The sequence below is a fragment of the Granulicella sp. WH15 genome (assembly GCF_009914315.1).
Lineage (GTDB): Bacteria > Acidobacteriota > Terriglobia > Terriglobales > Acidobacteriaceae > Edaphobacter.
This window is the reverse complement of the sequence record NZ_CP042596.1, coordinates 2,817,683-2,839,928: the sequence shown is the minus strand read 5'-3', so window position 1 is coordinate 2,839,928 and position 22,246 is coordinate 2,817,683. Positions and strand designations below refer to the sequence as shown.

Below are 22,246 nucleotides of genomic sequence, written 5' to 3'. Positions count from 1 at the left end.
GACTAAGTTATGATTCGCGTTGGAGTGGAAGTATCAACCGAGGAGTCTTTTCTCGGCGGCTTTACGAATGAGGTCGAGCTGGTCCGAATCCCGGATGAGCCTGCATCGACCATCGATATCGACTTCTGGATTGCGCCTTTCTCCTCGGCTACGGCCCGTAAGCAATGGCCTCATCTGCGGGGAGTTCGAGTGGTGCAATCCCTCTTCGCCGGGGTCGATGCCTTGCTCAAGATTCTTCCGCCCGAAGTAATACTGTGCGATGCGCGCGGCGTGCATGACATCCCCACGGCGGAGTGGGCAGTCACCGCGGTGCTTGCCATGCAGAAGTACCTTCCGTTCTATCTGGACTTGCAGCGAAAGCATGACTGGGATGGCAAGGAAGACGCCGAGAAGATCTACCTGATGCAGCCGGGAACAAAGGCGGGTGTCAACTTGCCGGCCCTTATTGATGAGGTGGCCGAGAGCACAATCCTCATCGTAGGCTATGGCTCCATCGGGCAGGCCATTGAGGCTCGTCTCACAGCCTTCGGGCCGAAGTTTCTGCGTGTTGCCCGTAGCGCTCGGCCGGGTGTTGAACCGGTTGATCGTCTCGACGACCTGCTGCCGCATGCCGATATCGTAGTGCTCATCATGCCGCTCACCTCAGAGACGCACCATCTCTTCAATGCCGAGCGGCTTGCCCTGATGAAGCGTGGGGCATTGCTCGTCAATGCGGGGCGCGGTGCGACTGTCGATACAGATGCACTGCTCAAGGCATTGGAGCAACATCATATCCGCGCCGCGATTGATGTCGTCGATCCCGAGCCACTTCCTACGGAGCATCCGCTTTGGAACGCCCCAAATCTTTTGCTGACGCCGCATGTCGCCAGCGATAGCGCCCACACGGCGCGGCGAGCGTTCGAGCTTGCCACCCAGCAGGCTCTGCGGTTCGCCCGGCAAGAGCCGCTGCAAAACATCGTGGTCGGGGAGTACTGAGGCGATGCGTCCTCTCCGCAGTTTGAGCATGGCTCTGGGGTTTGCTCTTGCCACATCTGCGGCCGCACAAGATCAGCCACCCACGGCAAAGATCGACAATGGCATCCTCCATGCAACGATCTACCTGCCCGATGCTGCAAACGGGTTCTATCGAGGAACCCGTTTCGATTGGTCGGGCATCATAGGCGATCTTGCCTACGCAGGACACTCCTACTACGGCCCCTGGTTTACGAAGATAGAGCCTGGCGTCCGCGACTATATTTTCGATGGGGCTGACATTACAGCAGGCAGTGCCAGCGCCATCACTGGCCCATCGGAGAGCTTCGATACAAAGGATGGATTGCCCCTCGGTTTTAGCCGCGTTTCTTCCGGACAGACCTTTGTAAAGATCGGTATCGGTGTTCTGCGCAAGCCGGATGACCAGAAGTACAGCCCTTATCGTCAGTATGAGATCGTCGACCACGGCAAGTGGAAGGTGAAGGCGAGGGCAACTTCCATCGAGTTTACCCAGACGGTTGTGGATCGAAGCTCGGGGTATGGATACCGCTACACCAAGACACTGCGGTTACTTCCGGGAAAGCCCGTTCTGGTGATGGATCATGTCCTGAAGAATCTTGGCCGCGAGCCCATCGTCACAGAGGTCTTCAACCACAACTTTCTAGTGCTCGATCATCAGCCCACGGGGCCTGGTTTTTCGGTGAGCCTGCCATTCGCCATCGCACCGGAGAAGCCCATCAAACGTGACCTTGGGACCGTTGATGGCAATCGCATCTCCTATCGAAAACAGCTTGAGGGAAAAGAGGTCTTCACCGTTCAGATCGGCGGTTTCGCAGCAACGCCGCAGGACAACGATTTCCGCGTGGAGAACAACAAGGTTGGAGCAGGAGTGAGAATCACGGGAGATCGTCCCCTTGCACAGGCCGAGGTATGGTCTATCCGCTCGACGGTCGCGGTAGAGCCCTTTGTTAGTCTGTCGGCCGCCCCCGGCGAGACCATTCGCTGGAGCAATTCGTATCTCTATTACACCCTTCCCGAGACGAAATAAGCTGTTCTTGCGAGGAGGGGTTTCGTACTATTTCGCTTGTTGCTTGTAGGTGTAAGCTGTTTCACTTAAATCTAATGCGGTGCAAACTCGCCGCAACTCGAGAGGCAGGACGGCAATCTACCCATGGTAAAAAGAGCATTGTTCTCTCTCGGCGTCTGCGCTCTGTTCTCCATGACTGCGCTTGGCCAGTCCTATGGAGACCACGTCGATCTCTACTTCGGCGACTGGCACGCAGCACCCGCGCATACGGCTTATCGCAGCTTGACGGAGCAGGATCTGCTCACGCCGGGCGATGTCCAGCATCCCGGCAGCAAGGGGGCGGTGCTGCGTTTTGTAAGCTCCTATCAGCACGCCATTTTGCCCGTACACGCGGCCACGTCTAAGGTTCGTCTCGAAGGCCAGCAGCAGATTTATTTTGTCGAATCTGGCACTGGTACTGCGACTTCGGGTAGCCAGACGATTCCGCTATCAGTGAATGTTGCGGTCCTGATGCCCGCCAATCTTGAGTTCACGATCACGAACACCGGCGACAAGCCGCTCCAGATGTATGTCATTCAAGAGCCCACCTCGTCGGGCTTTCATCCCAACACCACCATGCTGTCGCGCGACGAGAACAGTCTTCCCTTTGCCGCGACGGACGCCGAGTGGGCGTACATGGTGAAGAAGATCTTCGTTGCGGCCGATGGCCTGGCTACACTTGATGAGGTCTCGACTATTGCGCTTGATCCGCTCACGATCGGACGGCCGACGGTCACCGCATCCACGGATGTTGAGGCTGTATGGACCGCGTTACGTGGCACGGGCATCGCCTTCGTGTCGAATCAGCTGCGTAGGCAGACGCCGGGCACGGCCTTCCTCGAGGTGCCGGACGGCAAGACGCCACACAGCTCTATCAACCCCAACGAAGACACTGACGTCAAATTTCTCTACTTTGCCCATAAGCCTTCCCCCGCTGCACCTCACGCAAACTAGCTGTAGATGGAGATCACGAACTGCTATGAAACGTCTTCGCTTGCCACTCTGTTTTATTCTGGCGCTCGTCTTCTTTGCCAGCCCACGCCTGCAGGCCCAGGGCAAGGAGTTTTTCCTCTACTCCGGCACCTACACGGGTTTCAAGTTTGTTCGCCACAATCTTCCGCAGCTCGCCGGCCAGCCCAAGAGCAAGGGCATTTATGTGATGCGCTTCAATGCCGGAACGGGCGAGATAGGCGAGCCGCAGCTTGCCGCTGAGATTGCGAATCCATCGTTCATCACGATCTCGCCGAACCATAAGTTTCTCTACGCGGTCAGCGAAGATCCCACCTCTGTGGGGCCGCCGCTCGATCATGCCTCTTATGTCAGCGCCTACGCTATCGAGCCTGCAACCGGTAAGCTGCGTCTGCTGAACACCAAGCCGACCGGTGGCACCAGCACCTGCTTCCTCTCGATGGATCAGACCGGCCGATATGTGATGATGGCCAACTTCGGCAGCGGCAGCGTCACCATCCTTAACATCCATCCCGATGGCTCCATCGGCGGCATGACGGCGTTCATGCAGCACATCGGCCACAGCGTTGACCCGCTTATCCAGGCCATGCCGCATCCGCACTCGATCCTGCCCTCCCCGGACAACCGCCACGTCATCGTCTCCGACCTCGGCCAGGATAAGGTCTTCGTCTATGACTTCGACGACAAGACCGGCGCTCTCTCGCCACCCGAGCCGCACTTCGCCACGGTTGCTCCCGGCGGCGGCCCGCGTCACTTCACCTTTGGCCGGAACGGCAAGTTTGGCTATCAGCTCGGTGAGATGAGCGGCGCATTGAATGTCTTCGCGTGGGACCCCGCGGGTGTGCTCACTCCGGTACAGGCGATCTCCACCGTGACGCCCGGCCTGGTGACCGACAACCACAGCGCCGAGATCGAGGTCGGCCGCGATGGACGCTTCCTCTACGAGTCGAACCGCCGCGTCGGCAGCGACGGCTCGCGTGGTCCCGACACCATTGGCGTCTTTGCCATCGACCCGGTGAAGGGAACCCTGACCCAGGTGCAGGAGCAGCAGACCATCATCATGCCGCGCAGCTTCGCCATCGACCCTACCGGTTCCTTCCTGCTGGCGGCCAGCGAGCTGCACAACACCATCGTCAGCTACAAGATCGATCAGAGCACGGGCAAGCTCGCCCCCACTGGCAAGCAGATCTCGATGGATACGCCGGTCTGCCTGAAGTTCGTTCCTGTCCAACCCTAGCCGAACTACTGACACTACGTGAGCAATATGCAACTACAAACGGACTTAGTTCGACAGGCGAAGATCGACCTCACCGCGGCGCTAAGGATCGCAGCACACCTTGGACTGCATGAGGGAGTTTGTAACCACTTTAGTTTCGCGCTCCCGAACGATGGGGGCGCGGACGCCTTTCTCATCAACCCGCAGGGCGTGTACTGGGAGGATATGCTTCCCTCCGATATCGTCACGGTCGATGTGGATGGAAACAAACTCGACGGCCACCGCAATGTCGAGCCGACGGCGTTCTTCATCCACGGCTGCATCCATAGGGCCAAGAAGAGTGCGCGCTGCATCATGCACACGCACATGCCGTATGCGACGGCGCTTACCCTGCTGGAGGATGGCAAGCTCGAGTGGGCGAGCCAGAATTCATTGCGTTACTACGGCCGTGTCGCTTATGACAACGAGTACGGAGGTCTTGCTCTCGATCCCGCGGAGGGTGACCGTATCACCAGCAAGCTTGAGAACGCGGACGTGATGTTTATGGCCAATCATGGCGTGGTGCTGTGTGGCGAGACCATCGCGAACGTCTTCGACGATCTCTACTATCTCGAGCGCGCCTGCACCGTACAGGTGCTGGCTCAGAGCACAGGCAAGTCGCTGCGCGCAATCCCCGATCACATCGCCGAGCAGACGGCACGCCAGTTCGAGCAGGAGCGGCAGCAGTCGTACATGCACTTCGATGCGATGAAGCTGCACCTCGACCTCATCAGCCCCGGCTGGTCGGAGCTTTCCGACTAACTAGGGCGTTGGCAGAGGTGCGTAAAACCGGGCATTCAGGCTGATAGAAGGAGGCGCGGGGGGCGGCGTTGCAGGCTTGTCATCCGCCTGGGGAGGGAAGTTGGTGGAGAGATAGCGTGTGACCGTCTCGATCTCCTCATCCGTGCCGTCCGCGCCGCGTGAGACCATCTGCTGCACGATGTTAGCCCACTGCTCCGGCGTTGCGCGCTTGGAGGTGATGACCGAGATCTTGTGGCACCCGACACACATCTTCTGGATGATGGCCTTGCCCGGACCCTCGGGCAGCGGCGCATCGGCCTGGGCTGCTGCCGAAGATACCAGCGTTAGTGCTGTAAGCCCCGCTGCCACAACGTTTAAAACCCTACCCTTCGACATATCACCTCTACACTGCTTCTGATCGAGCCTTTGCCCTGTGCGCATCGCTCTTCATAGGATAACGTTTCCGCGAGCGGACTAGCGCCTCTGAGCGGACAATCCCGTATTCGTATTGAACCACAGAAACTTCACCGGTTTGTCGCTGTTGTTGATGTTGGAGTGCTGCGTCATGCCGTCCGGGCGCAGCATGTATGCCATTCCCGGATGCTGTACGCGGAGCTGTGGCCCGACGAAGGCCAGGCTGGTTCCGTCGATGGCGAGCCACACCTCTTCCTTGCCGGGGAGATGCGGGTGCGGCTCGCCCAGGGTGAGCGGATTGACCTCCACGGTAATCACATCGCCGACCGTAGCCATGCCGTCCGATGTGTTGAAGAGGTCGCGTACAATGTGTGCCCAGTGCCCCGATCCACCGGGCACAGTGAACTGCGACGCCACCAGCGGAGTGCGGATCGGAACCTTGCGTTCGTCGGTCGAGATCATCTCGGGCTTCGGATGAAAGCCCGTGGGGACAGGCTCGTCGAGGATGTACATGGTGAGGTCTTCGTCACCAGTACTCTTCATAGTGAACTGGGCTCCCTGCGGCATCAGGATCGCGATGTCCTTGTGCAGGTCCACGGTCTTTGTACTCGAGGTGATCTCGCCGGTGCCCGACATGATGTAGAAGACTTCCTGATTGTTGCTCAACGTCGAAGGCACGGTCGAGGCGTGCGCGGGCAGCCGACCGTATGAGAGAAAGTTGGCCGACTGGAGCACCGCGCCCTTTGCGGGTGGAGCGAGCTGATCGCCCTTGGTCAGAATGTCCCGCAGGATCAGCGAGCCGTACAGGGAGCGCGGCATGGACTCGTGCCAGTCGGCGAAAAACATATCGACGCGACGGTCTACCGAGTCGCGCTTCGGCAGATAGTGCATATCGCCGGGGCCGTCGTAGGTGTTGCCGCCCTTGCCCTTGGTGGCCACGCTGGGGTGAGCCGCCGTCTGCGCGAGGGCAGGGGAGATGAGAGTGCAGACGAGTGCAATCGCAATCGCTGTGGGTCTGAGGTTTACCTGTCTCATACGAATCATCATCTCTTCTCCCCAACGTACATCGTTTAGTGAGCGGCGGAGCTTCCAGTTGGAAGCGCGAATGCAATCAGTGAATCGCCCGAGGTTGCGTCGTAGTAGCTTCCTCCCGTGGCGACCAGGGCGACATACTGCTTGCCGCTCTTACCCTGGAAGGTCATGGGAACGTTGTAAGAACCGGTCTCGAGCTTGGTATCCCACAAGACCTTGCCGGTGCCGGCCTCAAAGGCTCTGAAGTGCTGGTCGTTCGTCGCCGCGATGAAGACAAGCCCACCCGCCGTAGCGATGGAGCCGCCATAATTGGGTGTGCCGGTGCCGTGGACACCCTTTGCTTCCAGCTCTGGAACGACGCCGAACGGAATCTTCCATGCGACCTCGCCCGTGTTGACATTGATGGCCCACAACTGGCCCCAGGGCGGCTGCTGGCACGGCCAGAACTTGTCGTTATCCCAGAAGTGCGCGTAGGTTCCCCAGGGGCTGGCGCGTTCGTACTGCGGGTCGGACCCGGCGGGCAGCGCCTGTACCTTCCCGATGTCGGCGAGGTCAGTGGTGTTCACGAAGAGGTAGCCCAGCTTGGGGTTCAGTGACATGCCCTGCCAGTTCGTGACGCCGATGGTGCCCGGAAACATGATGGTCATCTCCATGCCGAACGGAGTGAAGGGGCCTCTGTTCCTGCCTCCTTCCTTCGCGTACATGGTCTCGCAGAACTTCTGGTGTTCGGGAGTGACGGTCGCAATCTCGCTGGCGTTGAAGGAGTTGCGCCCCAGCGGCACTGGCTTCAGAGGGAAGGGCTGCGTCGGCCACGATACCTCACCCGGAACATCGCTGGCCGGAACGGGCCGCTCCTCGACGCCATAGATCGGCTTGCCGTTGCGGCGGTCGAGGATGTACATCAACCCGGCCTTGCCGATGACGGCGACGGCGGGAATATCTTTGCCCTTGTGCCGTACATCCATCAAGACCGGCGCCGACTCCAGGTCGAAGTCCGTAATATCGTGGTGAACGGTCTGGAAGTACCAGGCCAGCTTGCCGGTCTGAGCGTCCAGCGCGACGAGGCTGTTGCCGAAGAGGTTCTTGCCCTTGCGGTCCTTGCCGTAGAAGTCGAAGCTCGGCGATCCGAAGGGCAGGAAGACCAGTCCGCGCTTCAGATCGACGCTTATCATGCCCCAGACGTTAGTGCCGGAGCGGTTCTGCCAGCCGTCCGCGGGCCAGGTGTCGTTGCCGGTCTCGCCGGGGTGCGGCACGGAGTGGAACTGCCAGACGAGCTTGCCGGTGTGCACATCCCAGGCGCGCACGTCGCCGGAGGTCCCGCGCGAGGGGGTCTCCTGTACCTGAGAGCCGGTGATGATGAGGTCTTTATAGATCTCCGGCGGCGAGGTCATGTCATAGCGCGCGTCGTGAAAGCCGTTATCGACCCCGACTTTCAGGTCGACAATGCCATGATTGCCGAAGGTCTCCATTAGCTTGCCGGTCTTGGCGTTGAGTGCTATCAGCCTGGCGTCGCGTGTCCCGAAGACGATGGAGGCAGGCGCCTGGGCATCTCCCGGCCAGTAGCTTACGCCGCGCCCGGCCGGATTGCTCTTATCCATCTTGAACGTCCACAGCTCGGTCCCGGTCTCGGGATCGAGCGCGACCACAGTGCCGTAGGGCGTGGGCAGATACATCGTCCCGTCGATCACGATGGGCGTCGCCTGCGACGATCTGCGCCCGCCGCCGTGGCCAATCGCACCGGCAGACGTGGCCGCCGGGCTGTCGCGCTTCATGTGGTACGTCCAAGCGCGCGTCAGCGTGGAGACGGTCTGGGTGTTGATCTGGTCGAGCGGCGAAAAGCGTGTGCTGCCAGGGTCATGGCCGAACATGGGCCAGTCGGCCGGGGACTGGGCATGCAGCGTCCCCGAGTTGGAGACAGCAGCCCAGAGGAGAACAGCAGCACCGATTCCAAATCGCACGCAACATCCTTCCACGATGAGTCTTGACTGAGAGTGTTGAAAAGAGCGTCAGCCCAATAAGTGGATCAGTTTCAGGGCAAAGGGACAAGCGAAAACCTGCGAAATGCTCCTGGGGCAACGGTTGGAGTCCTGTCCACGGCCCGGTTGCATGGGAGTAGGATTGGGTGCAGGAGGCAGTGCGCATGGAGCCAGCAGGACGGGATTGTCTGACGTGCCTGGTGCGCGGAACGGACTGCTTCTGCAGCCTGCCGGTGGAGGCGCTCGCCGAATTGCAGGCCATCGGGAGCCATATGCGGCTCCACGCCGGTGAGCGGCTGCTGCACGAGGGCTACTCGGCGGACAAGGTCTACGTGGTCTGCGAGGGACGGCTCAAGTTGAGTGCCTCCTCTGCTGAGGGCCGGTTATTGCTGGTGCGGATTGCCGGACCCGGCGATGTCCTGGGGCTGGCGGCGGCGATGAAGGGCACCGAGCATCGGCTTACGGCGGAGTCGCTGGAGCGCTGCGAGGTAAAAGCCATCAGCCGGGTGGAGTTCCTGGGGTTCATGGAGAAGTTCCGGGAGGTTGGCCGGAACACGGTCGCGTCGGTCTCGCTAGAGTACGAAGGGGCGATCATGAGTGCGCGGCGGTTGGCCCTGTCCGGCTCTGCGGCGGGCAAACTGGCCAGCGTACTGCTCGATTGGGGACGGATGGGCGCCCGTAGCAATCAGAAAGAGCCGATGGAGTTCAACATGCCCCTGACCCATGAGGAGTTGGGGAGCATGGCCGGAATCTCGCGTGAAACCGTGACGCGGCTGCTCGCTCGCTTCCGCAAAGAAAAGATGGTGCAGCAGGATGGAGAACGGATCACCCTGCTGCAGCCGGAAAAAATGGAAACCTTGTATCGTTAGGCTTCGGCTTGCAGGGCCAGATGCTCGGGTGCGTCGATAGAGGCGTAGTCGTAAGCCTCGCGGGTAACGACAGGCGTCTCGGAAAAGTTTTCGACCGGCGGCGGAGAAGTCGTCTGCCACTCCAGCCCGTAGGCTCGCCAGGGGTTGGAGCTGGCAATGGGACCTTTGTAGAAGGACCAGCCCAGATAGATCATCGTGAGCAGGTAACCGGCTCCCATGACCGTTGCGCCGGCAGTGGAGAAGATGTTGAGCACCTGCCACTCGGGCGGGTACACGGCATAGCGACGCGGCATTCCAAGGAAGCCGAGGATAAACTGCGGCCCGAAGGTGAAGAAAAATCCTACGAAGATGAGGAGAGCAGCTAGCTTGGCCGGGCCTTCGGGATACATGCGGCCGGTGATCTTGGGCCACCAGAAGTGCAGGCCGCCCAGGTAGCCCATGATGACCGACCCGACCATGACGAAGTGGAAGTGAGCCACGATGAAGTAGGTCTCGGTCAGGTGGATGTCCATCCCCATGGAGCCGAGAAAGACGCCGGTGCAGCCGCCGATGGCAAACAGTCCCAGGAAGCAGAAGACGTAGATCATCGGCGCATCGAAGGTGATGGAGCCCTTGTAGAGTGTGGTCGTCCAGTTGAAGACCTTGATGGCCGAGGGCACGGCGACCAGCATCGTCAGCAGCGAGAAGACCAGGGCAGAGTAGTTCGAGACACCCATGATGAACATGTGGTGCTCCCAGACTAAGAAGCCGAAGACGGCGATGGCCACCGAGGAGAAGGCGACGGCGGTGTAGCCGAAGACACGCTTGCGGGAGAAGCAGGCGATGATCTCCGATATGACTCCCATCGACGGCAGCAGCATCAGGTAGACGGCAGGGTGCGAGTAGAACCAGAACAGATGCTGGAAGAGCAGCGGATCGCCGCCAATGCGCGGGTCGAAGATACCGATGCCGACCAGCCGTTCCAGCGCAACTAGAACAATGGAGATAGCAACGACGGGCGTTCCGAGCACCATGATGATGGATGCTGCGTAGTTGGCCCAGACGAAGAGCGGCAGCCGGAACCACGTGAGCCCCGGCGCGCGCATACGGTGGATAGTGACGATGAAGTTGAGGCCGGTGAAGATAGAGGAGAAGCCCGCGACGAACGCGGCCAGACCAGCGGAGATGACATTCGTATTGACGAAGCGCGTGCTGAGCGGTGCGGTGAAGGTCCAGCCCGTGTCCACGCCGCCGTTGATGACGGTGTAGAGCAGCATCAGTCCGGCGATCATGTAGCAGTACCAGCTCAGCAGGTTGATGCGCGGGAAGGCAAGGTCGCGCGCGCCCAGCATCAGCGGCAGGATAAAGTTGCCGATGACGGCCGGGACCGCGGGGATGAGGACGAAGAAGATCATCACGATCCCGTGCATGGTGAAGACCTTGTTATAGGTGTCGAGTGCCATCAGGTCCGAGGCGGGCGTAAGCAGCTCCAGCCGCAGCGCGAAGGCGAGCAGACCGCCGACGATAAAGAAGAAGGTGACACCGAAGAGGTACAGTATGGCGATGCGCTTGTGGTCCTGCGTGAGCAGCCAGCTCTTGAGGCCATGCGATGCGTTGAGGTAGGTGTGCTCCGGTGGGAGAGCGGTTTGGGTAGAAATGGGAGCTACTGCGGTGCTCATGCGTGTGCTCCTCTCATGCTGCCGAATGCGGGAAGGTTTGCGGCGGCCAGGGCAGCCCGGGCGCACTCGAGGACGGCGAAGACGATCAGAGGCGGACAGTTAGCGCTGGTGCCGTAGCCTGGGCAGGCGGAGTGCTCATTGCAGGTCTGGAGTCGACGCAGGGAGTTGGGGCAGTTGGCGCAGGCTTTTGAGCAGGGTGCGGACTGAAGCACTCGGAAGGGCATCTGGGTTCTTCTCCTCAGCCCCAGCATCGTCCATGCGCGTACAGAAGCTCTGTGATCGCGGTCACAGGCTTTGTCTTAATTTCGTAAGCTGGTTGTCAGGGATAGTGTTATTACTTGCTCAGAGGAGGCTCCTACGAGGCGATCTTCAGCCTCTGGGCTCCACGCCACTGAGCCGGAGGAACGCCCTCCCACATGCGGAAGGCGCGAACGAAGGAGTTCGCATCCTCATATCCGAGCAGGTATGCGGTCTCGCTCAGCTCCAGCTCCGAGCTGTTGAGATAGTGGCGAGCAAGCTGATGGCGCGCCTCCTCCAGCACCTGCTGGAAGCTGTATCCCTCGTCCTGCAACCGGCGTTGCAGGGTACGGGTGCTGATGTGAAGCTCGTGCGCGATCTCCTGCATTTTGGGACGACGGCCAGTGAGCTTTCTTTGAATGACGGTCCGCACACGTTCAGGAAAGCTCTCCTGGCCGGAGTGCTGCTTCAACTCCTCATCGAACTGCGGAGCCAGCATGGCCAGCAGCTCGGCATTGCGGGTTACGAAGGGGATTGCGGCATCGGATGCCCGGAAGATGATGGCATTGCGAGCGGCCCCGAAGGCGATGGGGCAGTCAAAGTGACGCGCGAGCGCCTTTGCATACTTGCGCGGCTGCATCAGCTCAAGCCGCACCGGCGTGATGCGGGTCCCGGTGCCCTGGCGTGCGACGCAGAGCACCCAGGCGAAGCAGAGATCGCTGAGCGCGTCTGGCTCGGGCTCGTTGGCGAGCAGCCAGCGAAACTGAATGCTCCACTCGTCACGGTCGGTTTCAAGGATGATCTCTTCGGGGCAGGAGAGCTGCTTGTACCGAGCCATCTGGAGCACGGCTTCGCCGAAGCTGCCGGTAGAGAGCGCGGCCAGGGCGACAGGGTCGAAGTGCTCGGCCTTCGACTCTGTACCCAGGTCGAGCCCGATGGCAGGATTCGGGGCGGACTGGCCGATTCTGTGCCATAGGGCAAACAGCTCTTCGGTGGTTACGAGGATGCGGGGCTGGTCGAGGAGTCCCGGCGGCAGCCCCGCACTTTGCAGCAGATCAGGCACACGGATTCCCAACTTCTGCAACCTCGTAGCCAGACGACTGGGAACCCGAAAGTGTTTGCTCATCTACCTGTGCTTAGCCCTTCAGTGATGCCATATCGATCACGAAGCGGTACTTGATGTCAGACTTCAACAGACGCTCGTAGGCCTCGTTAACCTGCTGGATGGGGATGATCTCCACATCGGCGGTGATGTTGTGCTTGCCGCAGAAGTCGAGCATCTCCTGGGTCTCGGCGATGCCGCCGACGGGCGAGCCGGAGAGGCTGCGACGGCCGAAGAGCAGGTTGAAGGCCGCAACCGCCAGTGGCTTCTCCGGTGCGCCGACGAGGCAGAGGTTGCCGTCGCGCCGCAGCAGGTGAAGGTAGGCGTTGATGTCGTGGTCGGCCGAGACCGCATCGAGGATGAAGTCGAAGCTGCCCGCATGTTTGGCCATCTCATCGGCATTGCGAGAGATGACCACCTCATCGGCTCCAAGACGCAACGCGTCTTCCTTCTTGTTCGGCGACGTGGTGAAGAGCACAACGTGTGCCCCGAGCGCATGAGCAAACTTCACGCCCATGTGGCCCAGTCCGCCGAGCCCGACGATGCCGACCTTCTTTCCCTTGGTGACGCCCCAGTGGTGCATGGGCGAGTAGGTGGTGATACCGGCGCAGAGCAGGGGAGCGGCTCCGGCGAGATCGAGGCCCGATGGAATGTGCAGCACAAAGCGCTGATCGACGACGATGCTGTCGGAGTAGCCGCCGTAGGTGACGCCGCCGGTGTGCTTATCGGGGAAGTTATAGGTGAGGGTCGAGTTGGCACAGAACTGCTCGAAGCCCGCGAGGCACTCCGGACAGGTTCCGTCGGAGTCGACCATGCAGCCGACGGCGGCGGTGTCGCCGACCTTGAATTTGGTGACCGCGGAGCCGACCTTGGTGACACGGCCGACGATCTCGTGACCCGGAACGCAGGGATAGACGGTCGGCATGGCGCCGCTCCACTCATTGCGGACCTGGTGCAGGTCGGAGTGGCAGATTCCGCAGTAGAGAATCTCAATCTGTACGTCGGTATCGGTTGGATCGCGCCGCACGATCGTGGTGGAGTCTAGCGGCGATGTCTCACTGGCGGCGGAGAATGCTTTGGCGTTGTACATAGGGTCAAATGTAGTCCGTTTGCCTGAGTGACGCTATGCAAGACCCGCCATTCTGTATGCAGAATACGCCACGCTGCAAGTGGCCGCCCAGGTGGTTCGCTTTAGGAAAGTTGACCCGCCAGTACAGGCGGATCAACCCACCCAAATACCTAGCCGCGGGTCGCCTCGAAGAGGAACCAGCTACGCCGCTGCGACTGATCGATCCAGTTCTCGAGCAGGCTGGCCGTGGCGACATCGCCTGCATCATCGCAGAGCGTATGCGCGGCACGCATGTTCAGGACCAGGGCCTTTTCATCCTCATGCAACTCGCTCAGCATGTCCTTCGGAGTGACGTACTCGGCATCGTTATCTTCAATGCGCTGCAGGCGAGCGATGTGGCCAATGGAGCGGATCGTCGTTCCGCCGAGCTTGCGCACCCGCTCGGCGATGTCGTCGGTCATGCCGAAGATCTGGTCGCCATGATCGTCCAGCAGAAGATGATAGTCCCGGAAGTGCGGACCGCTCATGTGCCAGTGGAAGTTCTTGGTCTTCAGGTACAAGCTGAAGACATCCGCGAGCAGAGCATTGAGTGCCCCGGCAATGTCCTCTACATCCTTTGGATCGATATCGGATGGCGTCGTTAGGGGTGCTTTCCGGCGTGCCACGAGCTCAGTTTTGGTAGACATGAATTTCCTTTCGATCGTTATAGTGAGTGGCTCGCAATCCATAGCCCTTCACCGTGGCATTTTATGCCTCGAGTGCTGCGATTGGGTAATCCGCAGCGCGATAAACTTCGTTCCAGTCGTCACAAAAGATAGGATGCTCATTTCTCAATAAATGCTCCACCCATCAAGGGCACGGTTTCAGCTGCGAAGGAACTCTTTTGTAAAAAAGGAAAGACTCTGTCCCGCAAGCAACGAGCCTCCCACCGACCGGCAGCAAATGATGCTAACTGCCGGCCAACGGAAGGATCTTAGAAGATCACTTTTCTTTGGATTAGTGCTTTAGTAGTTCAGGAATGGCTTCTGCATCTTCAAACACCGTTGAGATCGTTAGATGCCTCCACTTAGCGGCTTCCTCCGCACGCACGGTCTCGGCGCGCTGCACCCGCTTTTCCGCATCGACACCGAGGATCAAGCGCACCGGCACCTCGTCGCTGTTTGCCAGCTGTACAATCAGATCGGCAATCTTGCGCGGATCGCCTTCCTGGCGGCCTTCAATGGTCTGCAGCAGTTTGAGGATCGCGCCAATTGATGCTTCATACTCCGGCAATAGCTCCGGCGCATCCTGCCCCGCGCGCCGCGCCCAGTTGGTCCGAATGCCACCCGGCTCCAGTGTGCAGATCTTCACTCCAAACGGCGCGACCTCCATGGCCAGCGAGTCGCTGAAACCGCCTACTGCCCACTTCGCCGCGTGGTACGGCGTATTTCCGCCGATGGCAATGCGACCGCCTACCGAAGATACCTGGAAGATATAGCCGCTCTTCTGCTTGCGCATGACCGGCACAGCGGCGCGCGTCGTGTAGACCACGCCATACAGGCACGTGTCGATAACGGCCTGAAAATCCTCCGCGCTGATCTGCTCGAAGGGAGCGATCTGCCCGTAACCGGCGTTGTTGACTAGCACATCCAGCCGCCCAAAGGTATCCACCGCCAATTGCACGGCAGCCTTTGCCGCCGCCTCATCCCGCACTTCCAGCGTCACGGGTTTCACCCGGTCCCCATACTGAGCCACCAGAGGCGTCAGTTCTTCGATACGGCGCGCTCCAGCCACCACGTTGTCGCCCGCTGCCAAAGCCGCCTCGGCGATATCCCGTCCCAGACCGTTTCCACTTCCTGTAATCAACCAGACCTTAGCCATCGCAAGATCCTCCTGAACATAGGATTCATAAATGACTGACTAGGCGCTCATTTATTTGGGCGCAACAATCTCACCGCATTGCCCGCCAGAAAAGCTTGAACGCCCGCGCAATCAGTTCTTCACGCCGCTTGGGTTGTTTCGCGACGAAATCCATCGTCGCCTCCTGCATAGCCGACATCATGGCGGCAGGAAAGCCTGCTGGCAGATCCTGCATGGCCCCCAGTTTGCCAAGCTCTTGCAGAGTTATGTCAACGGAGCCGTACCCTGCAGACACCCTGGCCCGTGTCTCGGGAGTAATGATGTTGGACAGATTCAACTGTACCGCGACCTTGCGCTTCTCTGGAAACTCGATGGCCCACTCGAGAAAGCTGGACCATATATGCTGGGTGCGAAGCTCGAGGCTCTTCTTATGCGGAAAATCAGCGTTTACCCTGGCGTAGGTCTCAGTTTTAAGCTCGAGATAAAGCTCATTGAGCAGTTCTTCCTTGGTAGCAAAGTAGGTAAAGAGCGTGCCCGCGGCTATACCTGCACGCCTGGCGATCTGCGCCGTAGGTGCGCCCAGTCCGGTCTCGGCGATCTCATGCACCGCTGCCTCCAGGATTGCGCCGCGTTTTTCAGGACTTCTGAGTCGTGCCATGCCTAAGAATCAGAGTACAGTGGTTCTGGCCGGGAGTCATGGTTGTATCTCCGGCTTTACCATGGCAGGGCCGGATCTTGTCGGTTTCACGGTAGACAGGAGCTTGGTTTAGTAGTAGATTTTCGCTGAAGTTACTACCTTTAGCAGGCGAGTGAGACGTATGAATATTCGAGCTTCCATCGTTACCGCAGCACTGCTCTTCAACCTCGGCATAACATCGCAAATGCTTGTTGCCCAGAGTGCGCAGCCAGCCCCAACCTGGTCTCAGGAAGATGCACTTCGGATCGGCAAAGAGGTTCAGAAACGGCTGGGCGGACTGACAAACTATGCTGTCTTCGACTGGATCACCTTCGGAGATCATGGCAAGACGGTTATCCTCAAGGGATACGCGTCGCGCCCAACGCTCAAGTCCGATGCGGAGCGGGCCGTAAAGGACATAGCGGGCGTCGAACGTGTAGACAACCAGATCGAAGTCCTCCCCTATTCGCCAAACGATGACAGGATTCGCGCCGCGGTCTACAACCGCATCTATACCCAGCCTTCTCTGCGCATTTACAACGCCAACGCGGGGTCACTAGCTCGGGCGATGGGACCCGGAGGCCGTAGCGTAGCGCTGATGGCTGGCGGCATTACCAACACCCCGCCCATCGGATACCACGCTATTCACATCATCGTGAAGAACGGCAATGTGATGCTATATGGCGTCGTCCTCCGCCAGTCCGACGCAGCCCTCGCTGGTATGCAGGCAAACTCTGCTCCTGGAGCTTTCAGCATTGAGAACAATCTGATCGTTCAAGGCTCAACCGCAAAATAGTGATGTTTTTTGAAATGGCTGGACACGAAGACTCTAATAAGTCTCCGTGTCCAACTTTACTGAGTTTTTATTTAATGTTTCCGCTGTTTCTTCTGTTCAAGCAGAGTACTGAACTGCGTGCGTGACATCTTCAGCTTGTCAGGATGAGCATCCACCCATTTTGCGAGAGCATCGTACTTCTGCGGCGTCCATCCGCCTTCAAACTCCGCGCCGTTCTTCCCCTCGCGATTCAGTTCAAAGTTGAAGGCATCTTCCAGGTTGGTGAACTCCGCGGAGCTAATCGCAGCTTCGGCGAGAATGGCCGGAATAAACAGAACCCCATCCCGTTTGGCAAGCACCAGATCTCCAGGTAACACAATAGCTCGCCCAATGCGAATAGGTGCATTGATCGCTGTAAGCGTCATCTGTGCCCAGGCCGAGGGATCGTAGGCACGATAAAAACCATTGAAGTTCGGAATCTCGCGATTCTCCTCGGCGTCTCGTATCCCTGCATCGAAGACGAAGCCGGTATGACTATGGGCAGCAATACCGTTCCCCAGATTCGAGCCAATGAGCGTCCCTTCAACGATCTTGCCGAAGCCGTCAGCTACATAGACATCGCCTATCTGTAACTCATTAATAGGCCAACTATTATTGCCACTGAGTCTGCCTTCAGCCTTTCCCTCCGCCGTAATGGCCTTCATCATGTCAGGCCGGAGCGGCATGTACTGTGCCGTCAGTGCCCGGCCAGCAAAGGCTTTGTCAGGATGAAGAGCCTGCCATCCGCCATCAAACTGACAGTTGTAGCCCGCGCTGCGCAGAAAATCCCAGACGTCTTCAATAGATACATCCAGTGCTCGCTTGAGCAGATCATCCGGCACCCTGGGACGGCCATCGGGAAAACGTTCCCCTTTCCAGTCCGAGGTATAAAACATCATTTGCTCTTTGGTCATCTTGACCTGCGCACAAGCTGGCAGGGAAGACAAAACAGTACAGGCTACTACGGTGCAGGCCAACATGGCAGATCGCATTACTCGGTTCATGCAGTTCCTCTTTAGCTGAAAAGTTGGTCGTCCACAGATTGCTTCTCGTTCCACATCGGTGTCGGTTCAAAGTAGCCGGTTCCGGGCTTCAGGTGTTTCTTCATCTCATCGTCGTTCAGGGTTATGCCGAGCCCTGGAGTATCGGGAACCTTGATGAATCCCTTGTTGATAATAGGCTTCTCGATCCCAGTGACAAGGTCCTGCCAGAAGGCCACATCGAGCGAATGGTTCTCCAGCGCAAGAAAGTTACGGGTTGCAGCCGCGCAGTGTACATTGGCCATGCAACTGACTGGCGTACCCGCGAAGTGCATTGCCATAGGAACACCATACTTGTAGGCCATATCGCCAATCTTATGTGTGCGCAGTATCCCGCCCGAGGTCGCCAGGTCGGGATGAATCTTATCGACAGCATGTTCGGCGCAAAGCTTTTCGAAATCAGCAACCTCGTAGATATCCTCACCGGTAGCTGTGGGAGTCGGACTGGCCTCTGTAATCTCTTTAAGTAAGTCGGTGTAGTACCAGGGAATAACATCCTCGATCCACTCCAGATTGAATCTCTCATAGGCGCGGGCCAGGCGGATGATCGACTTCACCCCGAGATGTCCAAGGTGGTCTGTGGAGAGAGGCGTCTCATAGCCAATGGCTTCGCGAATGGCCGACATATACTCGCAGTAAACCGCAATCCCCTTGTCCGTGAGTTCATTGCCGGTGAACGGGTGCGGCAGGCGTTTATCATATTCAATCGTCTGTTGATCGCTAGGCTCCATGATGGTTCCGGGCTTCCCCTTCAGAAGATCGGTGCCGATATCAACCTTGATCCAGGTAAGTCCGCGATCTTTACGCTCTTTCGCAATTGCGGCAAACTCCTGCGGAGTATCGGCCTCCGGTGTATCCGCATAGATGCGTATGGTGTCGCGCCATTTTCCGCCCAACATCTGGTAAACGGGACAGTTATAAACCTTGCCCGCAATATCCCAGAGCGCCATCTCTACCGCGCAGACGCCGCCTGCCTGACGCGAAATTCCCCCGAACTGGGAGATCTTTTCGAAGAGGTAATCGACATTAAGAGGATTCTCTCCCAGGATGCGGCTCTTGAGCACCATAGCGTATTGATAGCCCGCGACATCGCGTACTTCGCCTAGACCATACACTCCCTGGTTAGTGTCAATGCGAATAATAGGGCAGGGACTTGGGCCAGGCTTTACAACGACGCAGTAACGCATATCGGTGATCTTGAGTGTCGATGGACTGGAGTGCAAATTGACATTCTTGATCGAAGTCTGAGCCTCGGCATAAGTCGCCTTGCTGCTGACCAGTCCACCCGCCAACATGGCCATCGACGACCTGAGTACACTGCGGCGATTAAACTTTGAGATAGTGAAATCGGGCATGGCTTTGGCTTTCCTTTCAGGGATAAATCGTATTGAGTTACTCGCCTGTAGGAGTGTCTAATAAACGAGTAATAATGGACCCAGTCCTTATAGGCACTGTAGGTGAACTTGTCAAGAATGCGGAATATCACTTTGTAGGCTTTGAAGATAGAGGTGCCGCTACTTACTCTTCACGCTTGAAAGAATCATGAAGATGGCACTTGAAGCCAGAGTTTTCTAGATAAAGGCTATAGATGTAGTGGAGTTGAATATCCTTAAGGTGCCTCATGAAAACGACTCTGATTCTTTTCTTTGTTTCCTTTCTAAGCACCTCGACCTGCGTGGCGGATTCTGCCTATCCGTTACGTCTGGAAGATGCTTCTGCCGTCTATCTGGTTCCCGGACGATTTCATGTGCGCGGCGACGGAGTTGCCGATGATAGCGCGGCAGTACAGGCCGCTATTGATGAGGTGCAGGCAACGAAGGGGGAAGGGATTGTCTTTATCCCGCAAGGTCGCTATAGCATAACGAGAACGATCTACCTTTGGCCGGGGATACGTATTATCGGGTACGGCACGCAACGTCCAGTGTTCGTCCTGGGGGATAGGACTCCTGGTTATCAGGCTGGCATCGCATACATGTTCTTCTTCGCTGGTGCCAAGCCAGGTGATGGAGAGAAATCCAGGCGTCCAGAAAGTTTACATGTCCGCACGCCCCCTACACAGCCGGGTGTTGTGCCACCCAGCCTGACGGTGCCGGATGCCAATCCCGGTACGTTCTACTCCGCCATGAGCAATGTTGATTTTGAAGTTGGAGCAGATAACGCTGGTGCGGTTGCTATTCGTTTTCATGCAGCTCAGCATGCCTATCTCAGTCATATGGACTTCAACATGGGCTCAGGTTTTGCAGGTGTACACGAAGTGGCCAATATCGCGGAAGACCTTCACTTTCACGGTGGCCAATTCGGGATCATGGCACGCAAGCCATCGCCCGCGTGGCAGTTCACTCTCGTCGATTCGAGCTTTGACGGGCAGCGAGAGGCTGCAATTCGTGAGAATGAAGCTGGCCTCACACTGGTGCACGATGAGTTTCATAATGTGCCGACTGCGATCTCCATCGACTCGCATTACTCTGATCAACTCTGGATCAAAGATAGTTTCTTCGACAACATCTCAGGCCCTGCCGTACTGATCAGCGATGAGACAAGTCGCATGACGGAAATTAACTTCGAAGATGTTGTCTGCCGTCATGTACCAGTCTTTGCAAAGTTCCGCGAGAGCGGCCGTCAATTTTTGCAGCCTGCCGATATCTATCATGTCGGCGTCTTCTCGCATGGGCTAGGACTTACATCCATAGGTGCTTTAGCTGATATCAAGACTAGATTCGATGCCTCACCTATTCGTTCTTTTCCTGCAACATCTGCACCCGCCGGTATTCCAAGGCCCTGGTACTCCCAAGCCTTTGTTGCTAACTCCTGCTGGAGGATCCAACGTAATCACAGGGATCGGAATTTTTACCGGCGGCCTCAACAGTCGTGCTGTCGGCCTCCTCTGGCACTCGGGACAAGCCTCGCTCGTCGATGATGTAAGGTTCTTAGGCGGTCATGGAACCAATGCTGCGGACGGCTCACGCATCAATCCTTATAACAATACGCATACAGCCGACCCGGATTTACATCGCCCCTGGGATAGCCAGTACCCAAGCCTGTGGGTAGACAAAGGTGGTGGCACCTTCGCCAATATCTGGACACCTGATACTTACGCGCAGGCTGGCTTCGAGGTCTCAAATACAAGCGTTCCAGGCTTTGTTTATGAGTTGTCGAGCGAGCATCACGTGCGTGCCGAGATCAAGTTGAAGAATGTCTCGAATTGGAATTTATACGCACTGCAAACGGAAGAGGAAAGTGGTGAAAGTGGCAATGCTTCTTCTCTCGAGATAGATGGTTCTCACAACCTCACCATTGCCAACTATCACGGCTATCGTGTGACCCACATGGAGATACCGTTTCCGTATGCAGTACGTATCTCAAACTCGACCAACATCCACTTTAGAAATGTGCATGTGGATGCGAATAGCTCCATCGGGTTATGTGACTCATCGGAAAAATGTCGTCAAGCTGTGCGTTCCAATAAGGTTCCCTTTGAAGATGCCATCGTAGATCAAACACTGCATAGATCAGTCCGCGACCGTGAGTTTGCATGGTTGAACCTCTCTGATGACAAGCCGTCTCGCGTTGCAGCGCATCGCTCAACATTCACTGTGGCAGGAGGTAAGCCTCAGAAGCTGGCAACAGGCTTCTTCAATATCTCCGGAGCCGCTGTGGATGCAAAAGGCCAGCTCTACTTCGTCGATTCGCACTTCCAGCGCGTCTATCGCTGGGAGCCGAAATCGCACAATGCGATAGTGATTCGCGATGCCCCACTCGATCCAGTGAATCTGGTTTTTGATAAGTCGGGCGACCTTGTTGTTTTGTCTTCAGGAGGCAGGGAACTGACAGCCTACGCTTTTCGTCCTGAGAGTCCAGACGCTGAGCTCAGCATATTGAAGCCAACTCCAACAACAGAGAACGCTGGCCTGACCGCGGCACTCCACGTGGATTACTGGTTCAATGGTGATTTCGCAAGTACCCTCTCGGCCACGCGGCCCTACACCTATACGACATTGCAGCAGATGTTTGAAACGAATCTTTCAAGCCGTAAGCAGCTTCAGTTCATCTCGCCCGACCATACTCTCTTCATCCCCACCGATCCTCCTATAGTTCAGGGCGAGCCCTACTTCGGAACGAAGTGGGCTCCTGTGCTTGAGGCTTACGGCCTCGTCAAGGCTATCTCGGGCAAGCCGTTCTATGCGACGAATGAGGCGGAGCAAAGAACCTATCGTGGAGTGGTCGCAGGCGACGGCTCACTCACAAAGATCACGCCGTTTGTCGAACAGGGAGGAGAGAGCCTGGCTCAGGACGCCGAGGGTAACGTCTATCTTGCAGCGGGACAGATCTTCATCTACTCTCCCACGGGTAAGCTACTCGATACCATCGAAGTCCCCGAGAGGCCACACGACATTATCTTCGGCGGTGAAGACCGACGCACTCTGTATCTTCTTACCAACCATTCGCTGTACTCGGTGCGAGTAATCCATCCAGGCCTGTAGTCCATATCGCACGTCAAACCCATAACCTGCATCCAA

At 57.8% G+C, this 22,246-nt stretch carries 20 protein-coding genes; 9 read left to right on the top strand and 11 right to left on the bottom strand.

What is annotated here, in order from left to right:
• Positions 1-9 precede the first annotated feature (9 nt).
• From FTO74_RS11825 to FTO74_RS11805, 5 genes are all read left to right on the top strand, one after another.
• Entirely contained in the window at positions 10-975 is a 966-nt protein-coding gene (locus tag FTO74_RS11825; protein WP_162538336.1) for a 2-hydroxyacid dehydrogenase, read from the top strand.
• A gap of 4 nt (positions 976-979) precedes the next feature.
• Positions 980-2,020 carry a hypothetical protein gene (locus tag FTO74_RS11820; RefSeq protein WP_162538335.1) on the top strand — a complete coding sequence of 347 codons (1,041 nt, stop codon included), beginning with the start codon at positions 980-982 and terminating at the stop codon, positions 2,018-2,020.
• A gap of 171 nt (positions 2,021-2,191) precedes the next feature.
• A complete protein-coding gene (locus FTO74_RS11815; protein ID WP_162538334.1) occupies positions 2,192-2,992 on the top strand; it encodes a cupin domain-containing protein in 801 nt (266 codons plus the stop codon).
• A 25-nt stretch (positions 2,993-3,017) separates the two neighbouring features.
• A complete protein-coding gene (locus FTO74_RS11810; protein WP_162538333.1) occupies positions 3,018-4,244 on the top strand; it encodes a lactonase family protein in 1,227 nt (408 codons plus the stop codon).
• A gap of 27 nt (positions 4,245-4,271) precedes the next feature.
• The gene (locus FTO74_RS11805; protein WP_162538332.1) at positions 4,272-5,024 is read left to right on the top strand and encodes an aldolase; all 753 of its coding nucleotides are present in this window, start codon (positions 4,272-4,274) and stop codon (positions 5,022-5,024) included.
• Here the strand turns inward: FTO74_RS11805 and FTO74_RS11800 are convergent, their stop codons facing one another.
• The 3 genes from FTO74_RS11800 to FTO74_RS11790 all read right to left on the bottom strand — a co-directional run bounded on the left by FTO74_RS11800 (position 5,025) and on the right by FTO74_RS11790 (position 8,407).
• Positions 5,025-5,372, bottom strand: coding sequence for a cytochrome c (locus FTO74_RS11800; protein ID WP_162538331.1), 348 nt, complete (start codon positions 5,370-5,372; stop codon positions 5,025-5,027). It abuts the gene before it with no gap.
• A gap of 105 nt (positions 5,373-5,477) precedes the next feature.
• Complete coding sequence (locus FTO74_RS11795) at positions 5,478-6,464, bottom strand: cupin domain-containing protein (RefSeq protein ID WP_162538330.1); 987 nt, start codon at positions 6,462-6,464, stop codon at positions 5,478-5,480.
• A 23-nt stretch (positions 6,465-6,487) separates the two neighbouring features.
• A complete protein-coding gene (locus FTO74_RS11790) occupies positions 6,488-8,407 on the bottom strand; it encodes a pyrroloquinoline quinone-dependent dehydrogenase (RefSeq protein WP_162538329.1) in 1,920 nt (639 codons plus the stop codon).
• A 182-nt stretch (positions 8,408-8,589) separates the two neighbouring features.
• On the opposite strand from FTO74_RS11790, the gene FTO74_RS11785 reads away from it, so the two are divergent.
• The gene (locus FTO74_RS11785) at positions 8,590-9,294 is read left to right on the top strand and encodes a Crp/Fnr family transcriptional regulator (protein WP_162538328.1); all 705 of its coding nucleotides are present in this window, start codon (positions 8,590-8,592) and stop codon (positions 9,292-9,294) included.
• Here FTO74_RS11785 and FTO74_RS11780 read toward each other — a convergent pair.
• The 6 genes from FTO74_RS11780 to FTO74_RS11755 form a co-directional block, all read right to left on the bottom strand.
• Positions 9,291-10,952 carry a cbb3-type cytochrome c oxidase subunit I gene (locus FTO74_RS11780; protein ID WP_162538327.1) on the bottom strand — a complete coding sequence of 554 codons (1,662 nt, stop codon included), beginning with the start codon at positions 10,950-10,952 and terminating at the stop codon, positions 9,291-9,293. The genes FTO74_RS11785 and FTO74_RS11780 overlap by 4 nt on opposite strands.
• Before the next feature lie 355 nt (positions 10,953-11,307).
• Positions 11,308-12,315, bottom strand: coding sequence for an AraC family transcriptional regulator (locus FTO74_RS11775; RefSeq protein ID WP_162538326.1), 1,008 nt, complete (start codon positions 12,313-12,315; stop codon positions 11,308-11,310).
• A gap of 10 nt (positions 12,316-12,325) precedes the next feature.
• Positions 12,326-13,381: an NAD(P)-dependent alcohol dehydrogenase gene (locus tag FTO74_RS11770; protein ID WP_162538325.1), complete on the bottom strand. Its 1,056-nt coding sequence runs from the start codon at positions 13,379-13,381 to the stop codon at positions 12,326-12,328.
• A 149-nt stretch (positions 13,382-13,530) separates the two neighbouring features.
• The gene (locus tag FTO74_RS11765; protein ID WP_162538324.1) at positions 13,531-14,046 is read right to left on the bottom strand and encodes a DNA starvation/stationary phase protection protein; all 516 of its coding nucleotides are present in this window, start codon (positions 14,044-14,046) and stop codon (positions 13,531-13,533) included.
• Positions 14,047-14,356: 310 nt separating this feature from the next.
• On the bottom strand, positions 14,357-15,220 hold the full coding sequence (locus FTO74_RS11760) for an SDR family NAD(P)-dependent oxidoreductase (protein WP_162538323.1): 864 nt from the start codon (positions 15,218-15,220) through the stop codon (positions 14,357-14,359).
• A 70-nt stretch (positions 15,221-15,290) separates the two neighbouring features.
• Positions 15,291-15,857 (bottom strand): TetR/AcrR family transcriptional regulator, encoded by a 567-nt coding sequence (locus tag FTO74_RS11755; protein WP_255462221.1) that lies wholly within the window; start codon positions 15,855-15,857, stop codon positions 15,291-15,293.
• Between the two features lie 160 nt (positions 15,858-16,017).
• Here FTO74_RS11755 and FTO74_RS11750 point away from each other — a divergent pair, with 160 nt between their 5' ends.
• The gene (locus FTO74_RS11750) at positions 16,018-16,671 is read left to right on the top strand and encodes a BON domain-containing protein (protein WP_162538321.1); all 654 of its coding nucleotides are present in this window, start codon (positions 16,018-16,020) and stop codon (positions 16,669-16,671) included.
• 71 nt (positions 16,672-16,742) lie between these two features.
• Here the strand turns inward: FTO74_RS11750 and FTO74_RS11745 are convergent, their stop codons facing one another.
• Together FTO74_RS11745 and FTO74_RS11740 are read right to left on the bottom strand one after the other, a co-directional pair.
• On the bottom strand, positions 16,743-17,693 hold the full coding sequence (locus tag FTO74_RS11745; RefSeq protein ID WP_255462220.1) for an RraA family protein: 951 nt from the start codon (positions 17,691-17,693) through the stop codon (positions 16,743-16,745).
• 11 nt (positions 17,694-17,704) lie between these two features.
• A complete protein-coding gene (locus tag FTO74_RS11740; RefSeq protein ID WP_162538320.1) occupies positions 17,705-19,084 on the bottom strand; it encodes a mandelate racemase/muconate lactonizing enzyme family protein in 1,380 nt (459 codons plus the stop codon).
• Between the two features lie 266 nt (positions 19,085-19,350).
• Between FTO74_RS11740 and FTO74_RS19535 the strand changes: the two genes are divergently transcribed.
• The gene (locus FTO74_RS19535) at positions 19,351-20,646 is read left to right on the top strand and encodes a glycoside hydrolase family 55 protein (protein ID WP_220399006.1); all 1,296 of its coding nucleotides are present in this window, start codon (positions 19,351-19,353) and stop codon (positions 20,644-20,646) included.
• Positions 20,528-22,210 (top strand): SMP-30/gluconolactonase/LRE family protein, encoded by a 1,683-nt coding sequence (locus FTO74_RS19530; protein ID WP_220399005.1) that lies wholly within the window; start codon positions 20,528-20,530, stop codon positions 22,208-22,210. Before FTO74_RS19535 ends, FTO74_RS19530 begins: the two co-directional genes overlap by 119 nt.
• The last annotated feature ends 36 nt before the right edge of the window (positions 22,211-22,246 follow it).